This is a genomic window from Reticulibacter mediterranei (assembly GCF_016587455.1).
The window spans coordinates 439,725-461,087 of record NZ_BNJK01000001.1; the positions used below are offsets into that span (position 1 = coordinate 439,725).

A 21,363-nucleotide genomic window follows, 5' to 3' on the forward strand; every position below is an offset into this window, starting at 1 on the left:
CTTCTCGAAACCTTGAAGGAGCAGAGGCATCTTGAGTTGAACGAAGAACATCGTCGTTTGCTCCTCTCGATGAGTGCGACCACCGCTGACCTCCTTCTTCAGGCTCACCGCTCTACTCCCCCACGGCTTTTCGACCACCAAAGCGGGTTCCCTGCTCAAACAGCAAATCCCGATCCGCACCTTCGCTCAGTGGGACGAAGCCACACCTCTCGTCTCCCGCTGCTCATCTAGGCGAGGTGCAGTGGGAGACGATGATGGGAGTAGGATTGCGTCTGCCAGCCAGGCGCGAATTGCTCCACCAGATGGCAAAGAAGTGGGAGCAGTTCAACGCCCTGGCCCAAATCACAGGCTCCACCGCAAATATGCACAGGAAGGACAGCCGATAGGGTTGCAGGCACGCCCACGAAACTCAGGAGCAGAGGGGCAAGAGGCCCCGGTGCCGGTCTAAGATGCCTCCCATCGGAGCTGTACTGAACAGGCCTGATCCATTTTTGCCGACATTGGTCGAAGCGTGAGAGCAGCATGGGCATCTGCTCCTCACGGATGGTGCCGCGAGCAATGGTTCACCATCCACATCCCGCCTCTGGGTGGCTCCATCTCCTTTCCTGGAGATATTCTGGATGAACCCCTGTTTTCGTTTCCGGTTTTGTCCCTGCCGCAAAGAATAGAGAGGTAGATAACACTTGCAAAATGCAAGTTATTTGTGAAAGGATCAGACGCAATGAAGACAGCGGTTCTCGAGCACGAACAAGTGACCCGGCCTTTAGAGGACGTTTTTCCCATTGCTCTTTCTGATGGAACAGGTTCTGCAAAAGCGAAAGCGCAAGTCAGAAGGAAAGAGCAGTCGGTGACGGTTGCTTTAGGTTTCTTGATCGGCTGTGTAACGTTGATGATGACGGGCTTTTCGGTGATTCTTCCTGTGTTTCCCCAGAGATTGCAGGCGTTTGGACTTGGAGCGGGAACACTGGCATTGATGGAGGGCGCGTTTGGATTGGGCATGTTTCTTTTCAGCACCCCAATGGGCACCTTGTCGGGACGCGTTGGGCGCAAGACGATCCTGTTTGTGTCGCTGGCAGGCTATATTGTGACGAATCTGCTGCTGGCATTCGTGAACGTGCCCCTGCTGTTCGTGCCTATTCGGTTCGTGGAGGGGGCACTACTGGCAGGGGTGGGACCGGTCGCCATGTCGATGATCGGCGATACGGTTCCAAGCGAGAAACAAGGGCGCTGGATTGGTCTGATGACGACGGCTCAGGCGGTGGGGATTGCACTTGGCCCGGGCCTCGGCGGCTATCTGTATCAGGCGCTTGGCTTTACCGCTCCCTTCCTGCTCACGGCAGGGGTCGCCCTGGTAGCGACTCTGTTGACGATCTTTCTGGTCCCTGAGACCCTGCCAGAGCAGGTGCGCCACCAGGTGCGCCAGCGCAAGGGACAGCGTGGCGCAAAGGGGCAGCAGCCCAAGGAGCGGCGTTTCTCCAGTGTGATCGTGCTCGTGCTTCCCTTTCTGGCCATCGATTTCGGCATGATTTTTACCTATCCGTTCGTGTTCCCGCAGTTCCCTTTCTTCTTCGAGAAGATGTTGCACTACAGCGTAGCTCAATATGGAATGTTGTTCAGCATCTATGGAATGGCCCTGGCGATCTTCCCCTTCCTGCTGGGGCGTCTCACGGAGAAGCTGTCGAAGAAGCCACTCATTGTCATTGGCTGCCTGCTCTTCAGTGCCCTGATTGTGGTTGTGCTGCTCGCCCCGAGCTATCCGCTCTTGCTTGTCGGTGCGGCTCTCGCTGGATTGGGGAGTGCATTGGTTGAGCCTGCGATGGGCAGCATCTACCTGGCAGCGACCAGCGATGAGAATCGCGGGCAGATCATGGGGATGCGCGGCTCTGCCATCTCACTGGCAGTCATGCTCGGACCTCTTGCTCAGGCAGTCATCGCCCCCTGGGGCACTCCGCAGATGACGTTCGCAATGGGGACGGTGATCTCACTGGCGATGGCGGCGATGGCATTCTTCCTGCTCAAGCGGGAGCAGTAGGCACCAGCAACAAAGGGTCCTCTCCCTATGAGGACCTTTTTGCTGCTCCAAAGAAGTGATAAAAAAGACGCTCCGCACCATAGGTCAGGGGTGCTCCCTCTGCCTTCCCAGGACGTGGCAAGGGCACCAGGCGCGTTCGATCTGGCACCTGACCGACCGAAAACCCAAATTGAGCAAAGATCTTGCCTGGATGCCCACAGCTCATAGGCTTCAAGGCGACCGTTCCGATTGCCTGTACGCCCCTCGTTGGCTCGCTCCTCTCTGAAGAATGGAAGTCTGCCCGGATTGGGCAACAAGCAGCATGCCAAGACAGATGCTCACCAGTATGCCTCCCAAAGCCAGATGGTTCCGGGAAGCAGGCTGAACAATAAACCCTCGTTGGTCTCCTCCCAACACAACGGGAGGATCATGACCTCGACGAAAAGGAAACAGGGAGTGTCGTCTCATGCCTGATCAGTTGACTCCTCCTTTCTCAAGATCCAGGGACGCAGGAAAAGGACGTTCTGACCACCGTGTTCAGGCCAGTGAAGAGAGTATACGCGGATCAGGCCGCCAAAAGAGGTGTCTTGTGTGAACGGAGAAAGAGAGGAATGAGCGATTCATCGTATGATGAAGCAATAAGCGAAAGCCAATAAAAAAGAGAGAGTCACAACGATCAGAAGTGAGAGGCTTCCGTAGTAAGGGCATTTGAAGCACCTTCTCTCTGTTTGCCTTTTTGAGAGACCAAGATCAGAGCACTCTTTTTCCGATATGTTCCCTTCATTTGCGATGAGTTTTGGGTCAACTTGGTGTCCTATCAGTGAAAGGTGATGAACACCTCTTGCACATCTCGTTTGAAAAAGAAAGGACACCATCTTATGCGCAACATTCTCGAAAGTACTCTCGTCTCGTTAGACGGCATCTACGCCGGAGCAGCCATCTCAAGATTTGCTGAATACCGCGACGACGAGGCGTATATGCGGGACGGATTGGACCAAGCGCTCTCCTGTGACGCACTATTGATGGGCCGCACGACGTACGAGAACTTTACGAAGATTTGGCCCAGACGCACCGATCCGTGGGCTGACAGGATCAATGCCATGCCCAAGTATGTCTTCTCGTCAACGTTGGAAAAAGCCGACTGGAACAACGCAACCATTGTTCGGGGCGATGTAGTTACTGAAGTGACCAAACTCAAGCAGCAAGAAGGGCACAATCTTCTCATCTATGGGCATGGCATTCTTGGAGAAACATTGCTCAAGCACCACTTGCTCGACGCCCTCAGTCTCTTGATCTTTCCGCTTGTTCTTGGGCAAGGGAAGCAACGCTTCCGCCAGGATGAAACCGCCACATTGAAGCTGGTTGCAACCAAGAGCTTCTCGAAAGGTATTGTCAAGCTCACGTATGGACTACATTCTTGACCAGTTATGCGGATCTACATTTGATTCCATTTTTGACAACCTGCTGAGCTTTTCTTTGGATAAGAAAACTTAGAAAGAAAACATTATCATGCAAGAATCTCGCCAAAAAGCAAGGCAAACCTGGATTCTGGTGCTTGCCTCAATGGCATCATTTATGGTCTCGCTTGATGCTCTGGTCGTCACGACTGCGCTGACTACCATTCATCGGGATCTGGGTGTTTCTATCGAGGCGTTAGAATGGACCGTGAACGCCTATACCCTGAGTTTCGCGGTGCTGCTCATTCCGGCTGCTGCCCTGGGGGACCGCTTCGGGCGGCAGCGCATGTTCGTCGCAGGCCACCTCCTGTTTGTCGGAGCATCGGCAGGCTGTGCGCTGGCTCACACCATTGGCTGGCTGATTGCAGCACGCACGGTCCAGGGATGCGGTGCCGCTCTGGTACTCCCGCTCGCGCTGACGTTGCTGAGCAACGCCTTCGAGCCTGTGCAGCGGGGGCGGGCACTGGGAATCTTTGGTAGCATCAGCGGACTGGCTCTGATCGCCGGTCCGGTCGTCGGAGGGTTTATCGCTCAAGGTCTGGCCTGGCAGTGGATCTTCTGGCTCAACGTGCCTATCGGCCTGCTCGTCGTCATACTTGTCCTCTTGCGCGTGCAGGAAAGCTTCGGACCGCGCACCCCGCTTGATATCGGTGGTCTGCTGAGCGTTTCGGGTGCCGCCCTCGGGCTGGTATGGGGGCTGGTGCGTGGGAACAGCGCTGGCTGGAGTAGCTTTGAGGTCAAAGCCTCGCTCACCACTGGAGTGCTGCTAACCGTCATCTTCGTCGTCTGGGAACTGCGTGTTCCCACACCGATGGTGCCAATGCACTTCTTCCGCGCTCGTGCCTTCTCTGCGGGCAATGCGGCAATCTTCTTACAGAGCGCAGCGCTGTTTGGTTCCATTTTCTTGATAGCGCAGTTTTTTCAGATGGTACAGGGGAACGGACCGCTGGGTGCGGGTCTGCGCCTGCTTCCCTGGACCGCAACACTCTTCGTGATCGCCCCATTGGGCGGTGCCCTCGTCAACCGGGTTGGCGAACGAGTCCTCATCGCTGGCGGACTCCTCCTGCAAGCCCTCGGAATGGCCTGGATTGCCCTTGTTACAGCGCCCAGCCTTCCTTACGTGGAAATCGTTACGCCGATGCTCATCGCTGGCTGTGGCGTCTCGTTAGCCATCCCCGCCATGCAGAATGCCGTGATCGGCGCGGTGAACGCAGGCGACATTGGCAAAGCTTCCGGCGCGTTCAGCATGTTCCGTCAGCTCGGAGGAGCATTCGGGGTCGCGACCCTGGCCGCAGTGTTTGCTGCGACCGGAAGTCTCGGTTCTGCCCAGGCTTTCAGCAGCGGCTTCGCGAACGCACTAGAGGTCGCCGCTGGCCTCTCACTCCTGGGAGCGATTGCTGGTCTGGTGCAGCCCGGCAGGCCAACCAAAGCAATTGAGCCAGATGAAAGTCAAACTGCCGCTACGCACGAAGAAGCGCTGAGCCTGTAAAACCAATCATCATGCTTCTTGGCCTCCCGCTTCCCTTTCAATGGTGGACGGGAGACCAAAAGCGGTGAAACTGGCAACATCCAGGAACGCAACGATACTGCTGATCTGTTCACCTTCTACCCCCAGGACCCACAGGCCAGAGAGCCGATAGCTCTCTTCCCCAACTTCCCGCCGATAGAGTCCGAAAGCCGGGCAGCCATTGGCATGCGTTGGCTGCAACCGCCATTGTCTGCCGGGAATGAAGACCCGAAACTGGAGCAGTGTAGCAATATCCATTCGTCCGGCAACCCAGGCAGGAAATGGTGGCATAGTCAGCCACGCATCTTCACGTAGCAGCGCCACGAGACCTGGAACATCCGCCTGCTGCCACAGGGTCATATAGCGATCAAGCAGGTTTTGTAATTGGGGGCGAAGCTGCACAACCGAAGTCTCGCTCCCATTTTCTTGATAGTGCTGATGCAACGTCTGTCTGGCTCGCTGCAAAGCGGAGTTCACGGCAGGAACGGAGAGGTCAAGCCACTCAGCCACTTCGGCGGCCTTCCACTCCAGCACCTCGCGCAAGAGCAGAACGGCCCGCTGGACAGGAGTTAAGTGCTGTAATGCAACCAGAAAAGCCAGGCTGATTTGTTCTTGCCGCAGCGCCTGATCTTCGGGATTGCTGTACTGATCGACAAGCAGTTCGTCGGGGAACGGCTCCAGCCAGACTGGCTCCTGCACAAGGCCGCCAGACTTGCCAGGCGGAAATATATCACCAGGTTTGCTGGGCGAAGAGAGGTCTGATGGCAGAGAGCGACGCGAAACGCTTCTGAGCCGATTGAGACAGAGATTGGTGGCGATGCGGTAGAGCCAGGCCCGATAGGATTGTGGGCTGGTAAGGGTCGCACGTTTCTCCCAGGCACGCAGGAGCGTTTCTTGCACCTGATCTTCGGCATCAGAGAGCGAGCCGAGCATTCGATAACAATGGACGAGCAGTTCCCGTCGATATGCTCCCGCAAGGGTCTCGAAGGCTGCCTGATCGCCAGCTTGAGCGGCCAGCACCAGAGCGATTTGGGGCGAAACGTTCATCAAACTCTCTTTTCCTCTCATTTCATGCGAAGTCGGCTCAAATACTTTTCACTCTCCCGTCTTCGCATGATAGACCCGTTTGTCCTTCGGCGATGCTCTCAAGAAACGAACCAGCCTGTTGAAAAAGTCATTCATGGATGAGCATATCCAATTATAGCACGGCCTATGAATGAGCTCATACAGAGGGGCTATGTTTCCTCAGCCGCATTTCGTGGAGACCTGCTTCAGGATCGACGCTTCTTTTTCCCTCCCTCTCAGATCTTTGAGCAACGCTGCAACATCAGGAGATCCGATCCAAGACCACGACCGGGATGATTCGCGTCGTGTTGCTCTGATACGCGGCAAAGTTCGGCATGATGGCCGCGTGCGCATTGAACAAACGGTCTCGCTCGCTTCCTTCTACGACTGATGCTCTGGCCTGGAAGCGCTCTGGCCCGACCTCGACAGTCACGACCGGGTTGGCGACTAGGTTGCGATACCAGGCTGGATGTTCCGGCGCGCCCAGTTTTGCTGCCAGCACGACATAGCGGCTGCCATCGCGCGTATAGGTCAGCGGGGTGACGCGGGCCTTGCCACTACGCGCCCCTCTGGTGGTCAGCAAGAGCATCGATGCCCCTTTGAACAAGCCCTCAACTATCGTCCCGTGATTGGCACGAAACTGGTCAATCTGCGTCTGATTGAGGCTGTTCCATTCCTCACGGGAAAAACGCTTCCCGGTGGAACTTGTGAACTGGTCAGTCTGCCCCTGACTTAAAGAGTTTGCTTCCTCGGTTGAGTCATGCCCAGCCATGATATTCCTCCTGATGAGAAATGATAGATCTTTTGTCCTTGTCGATAAAAGGTGTGGTCACACTCGCCCTCCCAGGCCAATCCTCCGTCTCCATGAATCGCCTCGCCCCTCATGTAGGAAGCGTCGGACGATGCCAGGAAGGACTCTGCGCTCGCCACTTCTTCCGGCTTGGGAAGCCGGAAGAAGTGGCGCTGTAGTGCTCATCCGATCCCGGCGTTCCTTCAGACGGCCTCGTTCATCCGCATCGAGGCCACCTCGACGGCTGGCTTGATCACTTCGCGTGAAAACTCCAGCAGCGAAGTCCTCGTTGTGGTCTCAGTGCTGCGCGGTTCGGCGGGATCAGCGCGGCCCGCAGCCTGCTCGGTGTACATTTCCATGATGTACTCGACAAAAGAACCTGGCATACCGGCATCAAGCAGCCCTTGCTTGACTTGATCAAGGGGCATCTGGACATACTTCACCGGACGCCCGATCCCTTCGCCAATGATGCGCGCCATGCTTGAAAAATCGAGGTCTTCTGGTCCGTGGATGCCGGTGATGCGAAACCCGCTCCAACGCGTATCCAGCAGCGCTTCGACCACCTTCTCTCCGACATCACGCGCGGCGACAATCGGGACCTTCTTGGCGGGATCGAACGGACCAAAGATCGTTCCCTGAGCGGCAATCATGCCAATGTGATTCAACGCGCTCGGGATGGTAACGAAGTCCTCCATGAAAATGGCCGCGCGCAAGATGGTCACGTGTGGGGCTGCTGCTTGGAACGCAGTCTCAATAGCAAGATGCACCCCAACTGGCCCGGCTCCCGGCCCGTGTTGTGCCCCCCAGGTGGAGAGGACCACCACGCGCTTCACCTCATGGCGCTTGACCGCCTCTGCTGCGGTCTGCGCCGCTCGTGCTGACCAGTTATGGTAGTCTGGATGAGGTATTGTTGGGGTCGCCCAATACAGCGTATCGGCGCCGTTCAGCGCGCGATCGAGCACGGAAGGGTCGTCGATCGATCCTTCCATCAGGGATGCACCGTGTGCGACCAGGTTGGCCACCTTTTCTGGGTGACGGCTGATGATCACCACCTCTTCTTTCGTCTGGAGCAACTGATCGGTGACGAGCCGTCCGACATTTCCCGATGGCGTGTTGATTACAATTCTCATAGGTATTTTCTCCTTTCGTCAGTTCTGCCAGATCTCATACACACCGTGATGTTCTTTGCACCTGGTGCGTCAAATGCCGTATTCTGTCCTGTTTTTGGCTCATGTGGGGACGGATCACTCTAATCAGCGCATCATAGAGCGAGGTGTCTCGCTGGCGCTCAGCTTCTGCTCCCCAGGATGGGCCGTCACCAGGCAATGTCGCTGGTCGCTTTCGCAGGCAATTCCAGGCGCCAGATCTCCTGCACAGGTTTCCAGCCGCAATAGCGATAGAAGGCGCGCGCGTGTTCATTGCTCGTGGTGACGTACAACTGCATACGCTCGGCTTTCCGCGCGGCAGCCCAAAGCCGGGCCTCGTCCATCAGACGCCGGGCCAGGCCCGTGCCACTGTACGCGACGCGCACATACAGCGCCACCAGTTCCACCCAGGAGCGATGGCGAAACAGCGGGGAGTCCAGATGGTTCTCCAGCATGATCAGTCCCACAGGTTTCTTCCCCACCCAGGCCAGGAGCCAGAGTGAGGAGGACTGCGAGCAGGTGCGCCGAAACTGCTCTTCAAGCACCTGCCGCCAGTTCTCGGCTAGCGTAAAGCGTGCATCCAGTGATGCATTCTGCTGATGCAATTCCCTAAACAGGGTTGCCACGGCCTCAAAATCCGCCTGGCGCGCAGGAAGCAGATGGGGCTGCACTTGTACGCCTGGCACTGGAGAGTACTGCAACGTCATACCTTTTCTTCTTTCTATGGTCAAGTATCCAAAGATGGAAAGTGTACGCAAAGAGAAGCGCATGTTTGGCTACGCTCTCATTGAATTTCAGCGCCGAGGAACTTGAGCGACAGTTCCCGCCGCGCAACGGCAAGCGCCCGCTCTCTCTCAGCATGAATCGCGGTGCAAGCGCTATACCTACCTCAATTCATTCATGGCTCATTCTTTCAGGAAAAGACTATCCCGCATCTTTCCCGGCCGGCCGGTTGACCAGTTTACCTCTATTCATGCAACAATGTTTGAGCGCAGAGACGAACGGCATCAATGATACAGAGTGCTGGGGCAGCCTGGCAATTTACTCATGACTTGTCCACTTCTACAGCTACGAGGGTTGCACTCTGGCGCTCAAGCTCCTTGACAGCACCGCTGCGCCAGCTCTCTGCCAGGGACTCAGACGCGGGGTCGGGAAAGATTTCTTCCTCTCCCTTCTCCAACCCGTCGAAGAGTGCTCGCGCAACGGACTCGGGAGAGGCTTTCGGGGCGTCCAGGGATCGGGACATCTCGGTATCGATGGGTCCGGGGAGGACGGCATGAACGCTGACGCCCTGTCCAGCCAACAAAGCGCGGAGTGATTGGGTCAGGTTGAACGCGGCTGCCTTTGCGATGGAGTAGGGCGGAACGATCGGCAAGGCGGCCAGAGCAGCCATAGATAGGACATTGACGATGGCTCCCTGAGAACGAGTGAGGAGCGGCAGGAAGGCCTGGGTCATGTCGTATGTGCCGAAGAAGATGACGGCGAGATGCTCTTCGATCGCGGTCCGATCGTTCACGTCGAAAGATCGCGCTATACTGGCATTGTTGATGAGGATATCAACAGATGTGACCTTCTCGACCGCTTCCTGAATGTGGGTCGCGTTTGTTATATCCAAGGTCAAAGGGGTGACACGCTGATCTGTATAGTCCATTGGAATACGCGCACTGGCATACACCCGCTTGGCGCCTCTCCTCAAGGCTTCCTCAACCAGTGCCTTCCCAAGGCCGCGATTGGTACCTGTGATCAATATGGTTTTGCCTGTGATGTTCATACGATTTTTTCTCCTTCTTTACCTATCCTTGATGAAAGCACTAGCAAACTGACGAACCGTGTCCATCTGCATTGCATCAGGGAGCGCGATGATGAGTTCCTGGACACCAGCGGCCTCAAAGGCAGCGAGACGCTCTCTGATGGTCTCTATGGTGCCGATGGGACCATAGGATCTAATATCTGGGAACACGGCATTCGCCCATTCTGGGATCTGATCTTTGGCCTGCTCATCGGTCTCAGCAATGAGGCAGAGGGTCAGGGCTGTACGATGAATGCTCTCGTAGTCTCGTCCAACAGTTTTGCAATGCTCTTTGAGCACTGCAAACTTGTGTTCGAGTGTCGCAGGATCACCGATCAGATTACATACATCGCCATACTGTGCCACCAGCTTGAGCGTCATCTGCTCCCCACCTCCACCAATCAGCAGAGGGATATGTGGGCGCTGCACTCCTTTGGGTTGATTGATCGCACCCCGAATCTGGTAATAGGTTCCCGCGTAAGTGGCCTCCTCCTCTCTCCACATCGCTAGAATGACCTGCACCGCTTCTTGGAGCTGGCGCAGACGTTCGGGCGCGCTAGGAAACTCGTAGCCATAGGCTCGATACTCGGATTCGTACCAGCCCGCTCCGATGCCAAAGGTGAGTCGTCCATGCGAGATGACATCGAGGGTCGATGCCATCTTTGCCTGTAGAGCCGGGTTGCGATAATTATTTCCTGTCACCTGTTGGCCGATACGCACTCGCTTCGTATCACGAGCCAGCGCGGCTGTCAATGTCCAGCACTCAAAGAGCATTTCCTGAGATGGCGGAGCCGTTATAAAATGATCTCCCACCCAGATCGAATCATAGCCCGACTGCTCAGCTGTCTGTGCCATTTGGCTCAGCATTTCATACGCGTCCACCGGGTTCTTGATATCTGCCAGTTCCTGAGCCGCTCCCTGAGGAAGGAGCAGACCATATTTAAGAGACATACTTTACATATCCCTTTCTCTATCAGCAATGTAGCCCTATAAAAACAAACATCTTTTCGATAGACAGAGCATACCTCTGCCTGCTAAACTAATCTATGTTCGATTGGCTTCAATACTTGTCTGATCCTCTCAAAAGAGGAGAAAAGCATGGATGTGCTCACCGCTATCCTCCATGCACTCCAACTGCAAGGGTAGATCTGCACGCAGGAAGGTAGAGACTCTCTATTTGAGAGGCATCTTTTCCTTCTTTTCTTCAATGAAGCCGATACTGGATACTAATCGGGGAGGAAGCCGCAGCTCAGATTGGCGACCGTGGCGGTCATGGCACTGGCCTGATCAGAAGCGAGAAAAGCCGCGACATTCGCAACTTCTCCAAGCGTTGGGAGGCGCCGCAGAGGAGTCATGCCTGCGAGTTGAGCGGTGAACTGTTCTTGGGACATGCCAACGGCCTTGCCTTGCGAACTATTCGCCTCGTGAATCGTTTCAGTCTCCGGGATGGCGTTTGATCGCAGGCCAATGACACGGATGCCCTCTGGTCCCAGTTCAGCCGCAAGACCTCGGGTGAGGGCTTCGACTGCCGCCCATGCTGGTGCCATCCCTCCTACAAGGGAAGCGACCATACGAGCAGGGGTCGCAGTGATCGTCAAGATCACACCTGTTTTCTGCTTGATCATGTAGCGCGCTGCCGCCCTGGCAGTGAAAAAGGTGGTCTGCGTGTAGGTTGTGATCGGAAGGGCGAAATGCTCTGCCGACAGATCGACGAGTGAGATCCCTTGTACTTTTTGCTGAGGAATTCCAATGGCGTTGATCGAAATGTCAATGCCATCAGCCTTCTCTGCCACCATGCTCAAGTGCTTTTCAACTGCCTGCTCATCGAGCGCATCGACTAGAGCGGCAGAAGCTGTTCCTCCTGCATTAGAGATCTCTCTGGCCACCGCCTCGACCGGAGCAAGACGCCGACCTACCAGGAACACCTTTGCCCCCTCACGGGCGAAGGCACAGGCAATCGCGCTACCAATAGCTCCTCCTGCTCCATAAATCACTGCACTTTTGTTCTCAAGTAACACATTCATTCTCCTATCTTTTCTCTGTTGAAAGAAATGCCTTTCCTTTTGGGCATATCCTTCCTCAACCGGAGTTGGGGCATGCCCAATGGGAAAGACAGCATCGAGGATGGGTAACATCTGGGACATGCTCATTCACCACTAATCCATTGGACACGCGCTTCGTCCTGAGGAACCGGCTTTCCTCTCTGCGAAATGCTCTGTGTGCCCAGACGTTTCCGCTGGTGCCATGCTCTCTTGCTTCCACCGGACTATGGACTCTTGGACTCCTCGTCCTTTCGTGTATTCGCGCTAGCATTGGTTCCTTGCTCCTGCGCGGAGGATGTGTCTGGTTCCTCAAGCAGATAGCTCTGTAGGGCGGCCAGACGCTGATCCCATTGGGCTGAAATTTCCCCAATCCAGGTCGTGATGGTCGAGAGCACCTCGGGCCGTGGCACATACTGCCGCTCCCGACCCTTCTCGCGAGCCGTGACGAGACCAGCCTGTTCTAAGGTCACCAGATGCTTGATGATGGCTTGACGCATGATGGGCAAACGGGTGGCGAATCCTGCTGCTATCCCTGAGCTTTCTTCGCACAAGTGTTGCAGCAAGAGACGACGCGTGGGATCAGCGAGCACCAGAAAGACTCGCTGTGCACGTTCATCAGTCATCACTCGTTTCTCCTCTCCATCTTTGCGAGATGCTCTGATCCATCACCTCCAACACGCAAGACAAACGGTCAGGGCCGGGTTGTCGCTACACGACTTGCTGGCTCTGCAGGTACGCACGCAATCCGTTGAGGCACTCTTGCCAGCCATCCTGATTGTCGCGATAGGCTTCCTCTGCTGGAATAGGCTGGGGCGGGGAAGCAAACCCCGACTCAACCAGCGTCAAGAGGGTTCCTTCGGCGCGTTCTTGCAGGGTAATGTCCACCAACGTACTGGGTGCGGTGGCAAACGTGAGCCTGGGATGACTCACCGCGTAGGAAGGCCAGCAAAAGGCAAAACGCTGCGGCTCCTCAATGACCTCGATCCTGCCCGTATACGGGCAGGGTTCATTTTCCCAGGTAAAGTGGATGGCACCACCGACGCGAAAATCCATAGCGCTCACGACCCCAAACCAGCGGGCAAGCTGTCCTGGTTTCGTGACGGCATCCCAGACACGATCACGCGGAATGGCAAAAGTATGGTTCGTTCGATACAGTCAGAAAAGGTCTTGGGGTCTCCTCTCAAGTAACGCAACATGTGTATGTCTTGTTGTATATAGGCAATCCTTAAGTTGCCTATCGAGAGTATACCAGAAAAAAACACAAAAGGCAACTTATAGGTTGCTTTTTAGGAGGTGTCAGAAATAAGAGCAAGATTCGAGAAGTGTGGAGGTGGGTCTTTTGGAAGCGATTCTCTTCTGCCATGATCTCGTCCTTTAGAGTATTTGAGAGGGGAAAAACGGAGAGACCTCAAATCGACCGTAGCCTCATATACCAATTTAGGAATAGCCAAAGGGAAAACCCAATCTGGAGTACACTGATGAAAGCAGCAGGAGTGCCTTTCTATGCCTCTGGGCAGAGCTACTCTTCAACGGTACAGGTCTGCTGCATCCAATACGCTGATGATTTTGACTACTTGAGACCGAGATACCTGAGCTTCAAAGCGATTTGCTGAGACCTCAAAAGACCCGGTTTGAGCGTGATTCCTGCTCAAATCGCCTCCAAAAAAGGGTTGTGATAGGGTGGTATGATATACTGTCATTTTCACCCCCCTAAACACTATTCTTCATAATCTAATATAATTCCTGATTTATCTTATTACATAGGCATTGCACGTCAAGGACAGAGGAGCAATGTGCCGAGAGCAACGTCGAATAATGCCGTTCTCTTTTCCCTGTTTCTCTGAAATACTCAGAGTACGAGACAAGCACAGGGAAAAGAGAACATAACAAAATGTCCAATAGCAAAAGAAATATACAGATCGCTACAGATAATAGAAAGCTTATATTCTCCAGCAATGATCCAGAAAAAGAGGATGAAGAACAAGGCGAGCCAACAGTCTCTTCCCCCAATTTACTGACGATGAAGCAAGTCACCAGCCAATTGCAGCTTTCACGTACCACCATTTACAGGCTGATTGCACGTGAACAGTTCCCCATACTCCACTTTGGGCGAGCGGTACGGGTTGATCCAGCAGCCCTACAGCACTGGTTGGCGCGACGTACAAACCATTGAACTCGCTTCGGGATGAGCGCGAGCAGAGCAAGGGTTCATTCATCAATAAGAAAGACGTTCATCCGGTTTCTATTTCTCACAGTTCCATACGCTATCTCTCACGTAAATCAGCACCAGAGCTGGTTTTTGATACTGCTACCTCTTTACAATCAGAAAGGATAATGTACTATACGAAATACTGTTGTGCTACGAGGAACTTACGGTATCAATCAGGCTGTGAATGTTCTTCCTGCCCAACATCGACAATTTTGTATGGAGGAAGACAAGTTCTACTGGCAGAGGTTCACTCAAAGGTGGTTGCAGACCTCCTGGGCCATAGCACCATTAGTCTTACACTCGACACCTATTCGCATGTCTGACCATCTATGTTAGAGTCGGCAGTAGATTTGCTTGACCCTCTGTTAGCACAACAGGCGAAATAAGCTGTCAAATTGACCAGATCCCAAAACGAGCATTAGCTCAAAGCAGGTCTTGACAAGGGGGAAGATCTTCGGGTACACTGTTGTAAATCGATATACTAAATCGATATACTAAATCGATGCACTACCCTTCACCGGCTAGTTCAGCAACTTCTGTCTTATGATTATAAATTTTGATGGAGCCATTCGGTGATATGTCTGAAAATGTAAGCGTTTACGACGTTGCTCGCCTGGCAAAGGTTTCTCCATCTACCGTCTCGAATGTACTCAACGGACGACTAGACCGTATGCGCCCGGAAACAACTGAGCGAGTGATGAAAGCGATGGAGCAGCTTGGCTATACTCCTAATCAGCTTGCACGTCAGCTTAAAACCGGTAATGTACCCATGATCGGGCTTATTGTTCCCTCCGTTGCTAATCCATTCTGGGGCGCAGTGGCTCGCAATGTTGAGGAGGTCGCCCAGTCATTGGGCTATCAGCTCCTGCTCTGTAATGCCGAGCGTGATCCTGAGCGTGAGCAACGATACGCCGAGGCGATGTGGTCTTCTGGCATACGCGGAGTGATCTTTGGCTCATCACCGCTCTCGTTTGATCACCTTGTTCCACTGGCGCATAGAGGATTGCAAGTGGTCGCGTTCGATCGTCAATCGCAAAGCGCCGACCAGGTAGTAGTTGATAGTATCGGCGTTGACAATACACTGGGAGCGCGCCTTGCGGTCAATCATCTTCTCACAGAAGGTCATCGACGAATTGGTTTTCTGTCTGGTCCTATTCGTACCGTTAGCCGCCTGGATCGCCTGGCTGGATATCAAGCAGCTCTCAAGAATGCTGGAGTTGAACCTGACCCCGCTTTGATCTGGGAAGGTGCTTCCGTTAGCGCTTTTGGTGACATCGAGGGGGTCGAGATGGGCCGAGCTGGAGCACGTACACTCCTTAGCCGTCCAGAACGACCAACTGCACTCTTTACCGTGAATGACATGTATGCCCTCGGCGCATATGCAGGCGCTCGCGATCTCGGACTACACGTTCCTGAAGACGTATCAGTAATTGGTTTCGACGATCTTGTCCCCCTGACCGAGATCTCTGTACCAATGCTGACCACCGTACGTCAGCCCTTACCACAGATGATGTGCGAAGCGGTGGAGTTACTGATAGGTCGGCTCTCGAAGTCGCGCACAGGGCCACCTGAACACGTGGTCATAGAACCAGAACTCATTGTTCGAGAATCAACGGCCAGTCCCATCAGCCACATCGCTGTTGATACACTGACCATCAATAAAGAATAATTCTATTTCGAGCTGAAAGGAAGAGAATATGCAATCGGTCTTGTTCACCAAACTCTTTCACAATCACAGCATCTCCGAAGTTGCCGAGGCTGCGAAGGAGCTTGGATTTGATGGCATAGATCTACTCATCCGCCCGGGTTTCCAGGTGGAACCAGCCCGGCCTGAAGCTATCCCTGCCGCTATTCGCACATTAAAAAACGCTGGCCTCTCTGTGCCGATGGCAACAACCGACCTCACCGATCCTGCGCAAGACACAACAGTAGAACGCTTGTTGCAGACATGCGCAGAAGAGGACGTACGACTGATAAGACTGGGCTATTGGAAGTATGATCCTCAGAGAGGATATCAATCTTGCTTCGATACTGCACGTCGCGATCTTGATGCACTTGAAGTATTAGCACGTAAGACGGGAACAACGCTGCTCATACAACTACACGGCGGAACCATCCATAGTTCAGGCCCTTTAACAGCGGCATTGCTTACAGAACACGACCCCAAATATCTTGGAGCCTACTCCGATCCCGGCAACCAATCGGTTCAAGAAGGACGTGAGAATTGGCGTCTGACGTTCGATCTCTTGCAACCCTGGCTCCGTTGTATCGGCGTGAAAAATGGCGGTTGGTTCCCGGTCAAATATGCTCTTGATGGAAGCGGTCAACGCCGTTGGCAATCTGATTGGATGGGAATTGCTGATGGTATGGTTCCCTGGGACGAGATAATCAACCATCTAGCGGCTACAGGCTACAATGGTCTACTCTCCTTCCATAGTCATTATGAGGTTCCATTTGCTCAAGTGCTTGAGCAAACACGCACTGATTTGCAATTTGTACATCGCCTTCTCGCCAAATAGCACACGCTACTGGTTAAAAAGAAGCTACGACAGTTCATATATTAGCAAAATACAGAGGGATAATATGGATTTCGCATTACAGGGACAGAGAGTGTTAGTAACTGGAGGTGCCTCCGGTATTGGTCGTGCCATAGCCGAAGCCTTTGGCAGATGTGGAGCGCATGTCGTTTTTACTTATTTTTCCAGCGAAGAGGCTGCTGCTCAAACGGTTACGACCATCGAAGCCTCTGGCGGCAAGGCACTGGCCCTCTACGCCGATTTGACCCAGGAAGCTGAAGTAGCCCATGTGATTTCAAGAGCAGTTGAGCAATTTGGCGGTATAGATGTGCTTGTTGCTAATACCGGCGGATTGTTACAGCGCAGCAAAGTAGCGGATTGTTCCCTCGAACTCTGGAATCAAGCACTGGCGGTCAACCTGACGAGTGTTTTCCTGTGTTGTCGAGCTGTACTGCCACATATGGAACGTGCCGGTCGTGGCTGCATTATCACCATGAGTTCTCTCGCCGCTCATGATGGTGGAGGTGCAGGCTCCGCTCACTACGCAGCATCAAAAGGTGCAGTTCTGACCTTTACCCGCTCCCTGGCAAAAGAGGTTGGGCCTTTGGGCATCCGTGTGAATGGTATTGCCCCTGGCTTAATTGCCACTCGCTTCCATGACACCTTCAGCACTCCAGAGGGGCGCCAGGCTACCGTTAACCGCACCCCCCTACACCGCGAGGGGCTGCCAGAAGATGTCGCGGGTATAGCGCTTTTTCTGGCCTCTCCCCATGCCTCGTTTATTGCTGGTGAAACGATAGAAGTCAATGGTGGACAGGGGGTATTCTAAGATGACTAATCAATATGATCTTGCCTCACAGGTAGTTCTGATCGCAGGCGCGAGTAGTGGGATGGGCAAAGCTACCGCTCTGGCTGCTGCTGGCGCTGGCGCTCGTCTCATTATTGCCGCCCGTAATACTACTGAGCTTGAAAACGTACGCTCCTCCATTGAGGGTAGTTCTGTCGTTGCCGTGCCTACCGATCTCACAAACCCACAAGCGGTACATCATCTGGTGGAAGTTGCTCTCAATCAATATGGGCGCATCGATACCATTGTGAACAGCGTCGGCACCAACATCCCTCGCCGGGCAATTGATGAACTGACACCCGAAAGCTGGGCAGATATGGTGGCGATCAATCTGACCACAGCCTTCAATCTTACTCAAGCCATTGTACCCGTTTTTCGTCGCCAGAAAGGAGGTCTCCTGATCCATATCTCTTCCTCAGCAGCTCGCAAACCGGATCGTTCCGGGGTCGCGTACCAGGCAAGTAAAGCGGGCGTTGTTGGCCTTGCACATGGCACAATGGAGGAAGAGCGCGAGCACGGTATAAGGACAACCGTTATCTTCCCAGGCCTGACCGATACGCCTCTGGTGCTCAAGCGTCCAACCCCACCATCACCTGAGATACTGGCACAAGCTTTGCAGCCCGAAGATGTCGCTGCCGCCTGCCTCTTCGTGATGACATTACCTGCTCGCGCACATGTTCCAGAACTCGTTCTCTATCCAAGCCGTTCTTGAGCTTACCTGGGGCAGAAAGGAACAGCAGATCACTGAGAAAATTGATTTCCACGTAGCTAGTTTCCATGTAGGTTACACACTATGCTCACCGGATAGGGAGAAAGGTCTCTACTAGAATGCTAAGCAAGCAAAATGAAATTTCTCGACGAGATGCCGTCAAGATCCTCGGCGCTGGCACGATAAGCCTGGGCCTCCTTGCCTCCTGCGGCACTTCCACCACATCAAGTTCGGGTAAACCGCAAGGAAATGTTACCGTCTGGTATTACCCCTTTGGCGATGGGGTTGAACAACTTTATGCTCAGTTCGTCAAAGAGTTCCAGAAAGAATATCCCGACATCAAAGTCAAGATGCAGTTGCAACCCTGGGATAATCGCAATCCCAAAATACTCTCTGCAATAGCGGCAGGCCAGGGGCCAGATGTATTTTATATCACCACCGATCCATTGATACGCTTTGCGGAGGCCCATGCGATAGCGCCTCTTGATGATCAGCTCCCCAAAGGTTTATGGGATGGCATCGTCAAATCAGCAGCTGATGAAGTCACTTACAAAGGTTCACACTGGTATCTCCCACTCTGGCATGAGTTACCAGTATGGATGTATGTACCTTCATTGTTTGAGGAGATCGGCTGGGACCCCAAGAAGCCTCCCGCCACGTGGGATGATATGCGTCAGGTCTGTGAAAAGGCGCAGCAGAAAAATCTTGCAGGGTGGGGATATAACGCGGCTAGCGTGACCCTGAATGATACATTTTACCCTTTTCTCTATCAAGCAGGTGGGCGTCCATTCAGCCCTGACGGCAAACATGCCGCTTTCAATGACCCGGCTGGCGTAGAGGCCCTGTCCTTCATCGCTGATCTCTTCAAAAATAACTGGTCGCCAAAGGCGTACATGAGTCCGATGAGCACTTCAAACGAAAGCCCCTTCTTCCAGAAGAAGCAGATCGTTTCGATTCAGTACAAGCAGAACACATTAACCAATGCCCTAAAAAACTTTTCTTCGCTCAATGTACAGGTAACGCCAGTCCTCAAACACAAAGAGCAATGGGGCTTCGGCGCACTGGCAGGTTGGGCTATGTCCAGTAATGCGCAAAACAAAGAGGCCGCCGCTGCCTGGCTTTCTTTCCTTGCCCGACCAGAGATCACGCAGCGCCATTGCGAGTCTATCGGGGATATGCCCGTTGTTCAGAAAGCCACAACAACGATCTTCCAAAATGCCCCGATGCTCAAAGCGCTCAATGTAGAGCTTCCTTACACCTTTGGCGAGCAGAAGAACAAGTACGGGCGTGATATCATGCCGCTGGTGATTCCTGAAATTCAAGCAGCAATTATCGGGCAGAAGACGCCGAAACAGGCTCTTGATGCTGCTGCCAGCAAAGTTGATGCGTTATTAGCGAAGGGTTAACTAGCGGGATGACAATGCTATGTCAGATATCAACATAAACACTACTCTCAACACCACGCAGATCGTTGCGCGCTCTCGACGTGCGCAACGACGCCGGCAAGCGTTGATCGCCTATGCGTTCCTTGCCCCAAGCCTGGTCATATTCCTGATCTTTCGCCATTTGCCTGCTCTTGCCAGTCTTATTCTAGGTTTCTTCGACTGGTCCATGCTGGCACCGCCTCAGTTTGTGGGACTCGATAACTATATCAATCTGTTTCACGATGCGGTTTTCTGGCGTTCGCTTGGTAATACTGCCCTGTTTACAGTCATGACTGTACCAACTGATATCCTGATTTCTCTGGGCCTGGCGCTGCTCATCAATCAAAAATTACCAGGAATGCGTATCTTTCGCATGGCTTATTTCATTCCTGTCGTTACAGCTACCGCTATCGTTGCGGTTGTCTGGCGCTGGCTCTATCAGCCTTCGGGCCTGATAAATGAGGTGTTGCAACTTTCCGGCCTTTCTGCCATTAACTGGCTCTCCGACCCCCGCTTCGCTCTCCCCGCGATTGCGATTATGGCCGTCTGGAAGCATGTTGGCTTCAATATGCTTATCTTTCTGGCGGGACTTCAATCGATTCCCGCCGAGATTGAAGAGGCAGCTCATATCGATGGGGCCGGACGCTGGGCGACCTTCAGCAGTGTCATTTTGCCACTGCTCAGGCCAGTAATCTTACTCGCAGTCATTCTTACCACCATCGGCTCATTCCAGGTCTTCGATGCCGCCTACGTGATGACAAATGGTGGCCCGGTCTACGCAACGACAACGCTGGTTTTTTACGCCTATCAACAAGCTTTCGACCAGTATTCTATGGGATATGCAGCCGCCATTGCATTCGTGTTGTTTGTGATCATTCTGGTGATATCTCTACTCCAACGGCTGATCTTGAAGGGAGATGAAGATGTCTACTAAGCTTCAGGTCTCAGAATCAACGACTACCCCACTATCCGATCTGTCAGGTGGTAACAGGCCGCGACGTACCCACGAGATCATGTTGAGCATTCCTGTCTACTTGCTTTTGATAATCATCGCCGTCGTAATGGTCGCTCCCTTCGTGGCGATGATCTCAGTTTCCTTGCAAGCAGGCAACAATGCCGCCATCTTCCCTATCCAATGGATTCCTTCCGCACCAACGCTGAGCAACTATATCAACATCTTTCAGACTTCGGATATCGCCCGTTGGTTTCTTAATAGTCTGATCGTCGCAGTTGTCGGAACTCTCCTGGCAATCTTTACCTCCACAACAGCCGCATATGCCTTCGCCCGAATGAACTTTCCATTGCGCAGGGTGATCTTCTGGTCGTTTCTGGCGATGCTTATGATCCCTTCACAGGTGACATTGATCCCCGAATACTTGCTCTTAGCCAATCTACACTGGCTCAATAGCTACCAATCACTCATCCTGCCCGGCATCACCAGCGCGTTTGGCACATTTATGATCCGCCAGTATCTGCTCGGTTTGCCTCGCGATTTTGAGGAGGCAGCTCGTATTGATGGAGCATCAGAGTTTCAGGTCTATGCCCGTATCGTACTCCCTATGCTGACTCCCGCAATCGCTACGCTTGCCACAATCCAATTTCTCAATTACTGGAATGAGTTCCTCTATGTACTGGTCGTGACAAGCGATTCGGAAATGCGCACCTTGCCCGCTGGCCTGGCAACATTACAGACTCCTACCAGTGGTCTACCAGAGCTGCTCGCAGGTACGACTATAGCTATTGTGCCAACTGTCATCGTGTTCCTCCTTCTCCAACGCTACTTTGTGCGCGGCATTGTCATGTCCGGCCTGAAAAGCTAAACAAGGGAGAACTAGTAGTATCGTCGTAAACG

The 21,363-nt window shown here is 53.5% G+C and carries 25 protein-coding genes; 14 read left to right on the top strand and 11 right to left on the bottom strand.

What is annotated here, in order from left to right; all coding sequences use genetic code 11:
• The first annotated feature begins 36 nt into the window (after positions 1-36).
• Positions 37-231: a hypothetical protein gene (locus K3T83_RS02075; RefSeq protein ID WP_220201325.1), complete on the top strand. Its 195-nt coding sequence runs from the start codon at positions 37-39 to the stop codon at positions 229-231.
• Here K3T83_RS02075 and K3T83_RS02080 read toward each other — a convergent pair.
• Positions 228-524: a hypothetical protein gene (locus K3T83_RS02080; protein ID WP_220201326.1), complete on the bottom strand. Its 297-nt coding sequence runs from the start codon at positions 522-524 to the stop codon at positions 228-230. The two genes, K3T83_RS02075 and K3T83_RS02080, sit on opposite strands and share 4 nt — an antisense overlap.
• 197 nt (positions 525-721) lie before the next feature.
• On the opposite strand from K3T83_RS02080, the gene K3T83_RS02085 reads away from it, so the two are divergent.
• Positions 722-2,032: an MFS transporter gene (locus K3T83_RS02085; RefSeq protein ID WP_220201327.1), complete on the top strand. Its 1,311-nt coding sequence runs from the start codon at positions 722-724 to the stop codon at positions 2,030-2,032.
• A 210-nt stretch (positions 2,033-2,242) separates the two neighbouring features.
• Here K3T83_RS02085 and K3T83_RS02090 read toward each other — a convergent pair whose 3' ends face one another.
• On the bottom strand, positions 2,243-2,479 hold the full coding sequence (locus tag K3T83_RS02090; RefSeq protein WP_220201328.1) for a hypothetical protein: 237 nt from the start codon (positions 2,477-2,479) through the stop codon (positions 2,243-2,245).
• A 410-nt stretch (positions 2,480-2,889) separates the two neighbouring features.
• Between K3T83_RS02090 and K3T83_RS02095 the strand changes: the two genes are divergently transcribed.
• Both K3T83_RS02095 and K3T83_RS02100 read left to right on the top strand, forming a co-directional pair.
• On the top strand, positions 2,890-3,432 hold the full coding sequence (locus K3T83_RS02095) for a dihydrofolate reductase family protein (RefSeq protein WP_220201329.1): 543 nt from the start codon (positions 2,890-2,892) through the stop codon (positions 3,430-3,432).
• 88 nt (positions 3,433-3,520) lie between these two features.
• Positions 3,521-4,957, top strand: a complete 1,437-nt coding sequence (locus K3T83_RS02100) for an MFS transporter (protein ID WP_220201330.1) — start codon at positions 3,521-3,523, stop codon at positions 4,955-4,957.
• A gap of 9 nt (positions 4,958-4,966) precedes the next feature.
• Here K3T83_RS02100 and K3T83_RS02105 read toward each other — a convergent pair whose 3' ends face one another.
• Complete coding sequence (locus K3T83_RS02105; RefSeq protein WP_220201331.1) at positions 4,967-6,022, bottom strand: RNA polymerase subunit sigma-70; 1,056 nt, start codon at positions 6,020-6,022, stop codon at positions 4,967-4,969.
• 280 nt (positions 6,023-6,302) lie between these two features.
• Complete coding sequence (locus K3T83_RS02110; RefSeq protein WP_220201332.1) at positions 6,303-6,812, bottom strand: nitroreductase family deazaflavin-dependent oxidoreductase; 510 nt, start codon at positions 6,810-6,812, stop codon at positions 6,303-6,305.
• A 38-nt stretch (positions 6,813-6,850) separates the two neighbouring features.
• Here K3T83_RS02110 and K3T83_RS02115 point away from each other — a divergent pair, with 38 nt between their 5' ends.
• On the top strand, positions 6,851-7,009 hold the full coding sequence (locus K3T83_RS02115) for a hypothetical protein (protein WP_220201333.1): 159 nt from the start codon (positions 6,851-6,853) through the stop codon (positions 7,007-7,009).
• 24 nt (positions 7,010-7,033) lie between these two features.
• On the opposite strand, the gene K3T83_RS02120 is transcribed toward K3T83_RS02115, so the two are convergent.
• Together K3T83_RS02120 and K3T83_RS02125 are read right to left on the bottom strand one after the other, a co-directional pair.
• Entirely contained in the window at positions 7,034-7,960 is a 927-nt protein-coding gene (locus K3T83_RS02120) for an NmrA family NAD(P)-binding protein (protein WP_220201334.1), read from the bottom strand.
• A 185-nt stretch (positions 7,961-8,145) separates the two neighbouring features.
• Positions 8,146-8,682, bottom strand: a complete 537-nt coding sequence (locus K3T83_RS02125) for a GNAT family N-acetyltransferase (protein ID WP_220201335.1) — start codon at positions 8,680-8,682, stop codon at positions 8,146-8,148.
• Positions 8,683-8,747: 65 nt separating this feature from the next.
• Between K3T83_RS02125 and K3T83_RS02130 the strand changes: the two genes are divergently transcribed.
• On the top strand, positions 8,748-9,026 hold the full coding sequence (locus tag K3T83_RS02130) for a hypothetical protein (RefSeq protein ID WP_220201336.1): 279 nt from the start codon (positions 8,748-8,750) through the stop codon (positions 9,024-9,026).
• Here the strand turns inward: K3T83_RS02130 and K3T83_RS02135 are convergent.
• The 5 genes from K3T83_RS02135 to K3T83_RS02155 all read right to left on the bottom strand — a co-directional run bounded on the left by K3T83_RS02135 (position 9,021) and on the right by K3T83_RS02155 (position 12,961).
• A complete protein-coding gene (locus tag K3T83_RS02135) occupies positions 9,021-9,746 on the bottom strand; it encodes an SDR family NAD(P)-dependent oxidoreductase (protein ID WP_220201337.1) in 726 nt (241 codons plus the stop codon). The two genes, K3T83_RS02130 and K3T83_RS02135, sit on opposite strands and share 6 nt — an antisense overlap.
• An 18-nt stretch (positions 9,747-9,764) precedes the next feature.
• On the bottom strand, positions 9,765-10,715 hold the full coding sequence (locus K3T83_RS02140) for an LLM class F420-dependent oxidoreductase (RefSeq protein WP_220201338.1): 951 nt from the start codon (positions 10,713-10,715) through the stop codon (positions 9,765-9,767).
• A 275-nt stretch (positions 10,716-10,990) separates the two neighbouring features.
• Entirely contained in the window at positions 10,991-11,788 is a 798-nt protein-coding gene (locus K3T83_RS02145; RefSeq protein ID WP_220201339.1) for an SDR family NAD(P)-dependent oxidoreductase, read from the bottom strand.
• Between the two features lie 242 nt (positions 11,789-12,030).
• Positions 12,031-12,429, bottom strand: a complete 399-nt coding sequence (locus tag K3T83_RS02150; RefSeq protein ID WP_220201340.1) for an ArsR/SmtB family transcription factor — start codon at positions 12,427-12,429, stop codon at positions 12,031-12,033.
• Between the two features lie 85 nt (positions 12,430-12,514).
• Positions 12,515-12,961, bottom strand: coding sequence for an SRPBCC domain-containing protein (locus K3T83_RS02155; protein WP_308441706.1), 447 nt, complete (start codon positions 12,959-12,961; stop codon positions 12,515-12,517).
• A gap of 736 nt (positions 12,962-13,697) precedes the next feature.
• On the opposite strand from K3T83_RS02155, the gene K3T83_RS02160 reads away from it, so the two are divergent.
• The 8 genes from K3T83_RS02160 to K3T83_RS02195 all read left to right on the top strand — a co-directional run bounded on the left by K3T83_RS02160 (position 13,698) and on the right by K3T83_RS02195 (position 21,331).
• A complete protein-coding gene (locus tag K3T83_RS02160; protein ID WP_220201341.1) occupies positions 13,698-13,979 on the top strand; it encodes a helix-turn-helix transcriptional regulator in 282 nt (93 codons plus the stop codon).
• A 613-nt stretch (positions 13,980-14,592) separates the two neighbouring features.
• Complete coding sequence (locus K3T83_RS02165; RefSeq protein ID WP_220201342.1) at positions 14,593-15,684, top strand: LacI family DNA-binding transcriptional regulator; 1,092 nt, start codon at positions 14,593-14,595, stop codon at positions 15,682-15,684.
• Between the two features lie 28 nt (positions 15,685-15,712).
• Positions 15,713-16,534 (top strand): sugar phosphate isomerase/epimerase family protein, encoded by an 822-nt coding sequence (locus K3T83_RS02170; RefSeq protein ID WP_220201343.1) that lies wholly within the window; start codon positions 15,713-15,715, stop codon positions 16,532-16,534.
• Between the two features lie 64 nt (positions 16,535-16,598).
• Positions 16,599-17,360, top strand: coding sequence for an SDR family NAD(P)-dependent oxidoreductase (locus tag K3T83_RS02175; protein ID WP_220201344.1), 762 nt, complete (start codon positions 16,599-16,601; stop codon positions 17,358-17,360).
• A 1-nt stretch (position 17,361) separates the two neighbouring features.
• Entirely contained in the window at positions 17,362-18,090 is a 729-nt protein-coding gene (locus K3T83_RS02180; protein ID WP_220201345.1) for an SDR family oxidoreductase, read from the top strand.
• A gap of 116 nt (positions 18,091-18,206) precedes the next feature.
• The gene (locus K3T83_RS02185; protein WP_220201346.1) at positions 18,207-19,493 is read left to right on the top strand and encodes an ABC transporter substrate-binding protein; all 1,287 of its coding nucleotides are present in this window, start codon (positions 18,207-18,209) and stop codon (positions 19,491-19,493) included.
• 19 nt (positions 19,494-19,512) lie between these two features.
• Positions 19,513-20,445, top strand: a complete 933-nt coding sequence (locus tag K3T83_RS02190) for a carbohydrate ABC transporter permease (RefSeq protein ID WP_220201347.1) — start codon at positions 19,513-19,515, stop codon at positions 20,443-20,445.
• On the top strand, positions 20,435-21,331 hold the full coding sequence (locus tag K3T83_RS02195; RefSeq protein ID WP_220201348.1) for a carbohydrate ABC transporter permease: 897 nt from the start codon (positions 20,435-20,437) through the stop codon (positions 21,329-21,331). The genes K3T83_RS02190 and K3T83_RS02195 overlap by 11 nt, the downstream gene beginning before the upstream one ends.
• The last annotated feature ends 32 nt before the right edge of the window (positions 21,332-21,363 follow it).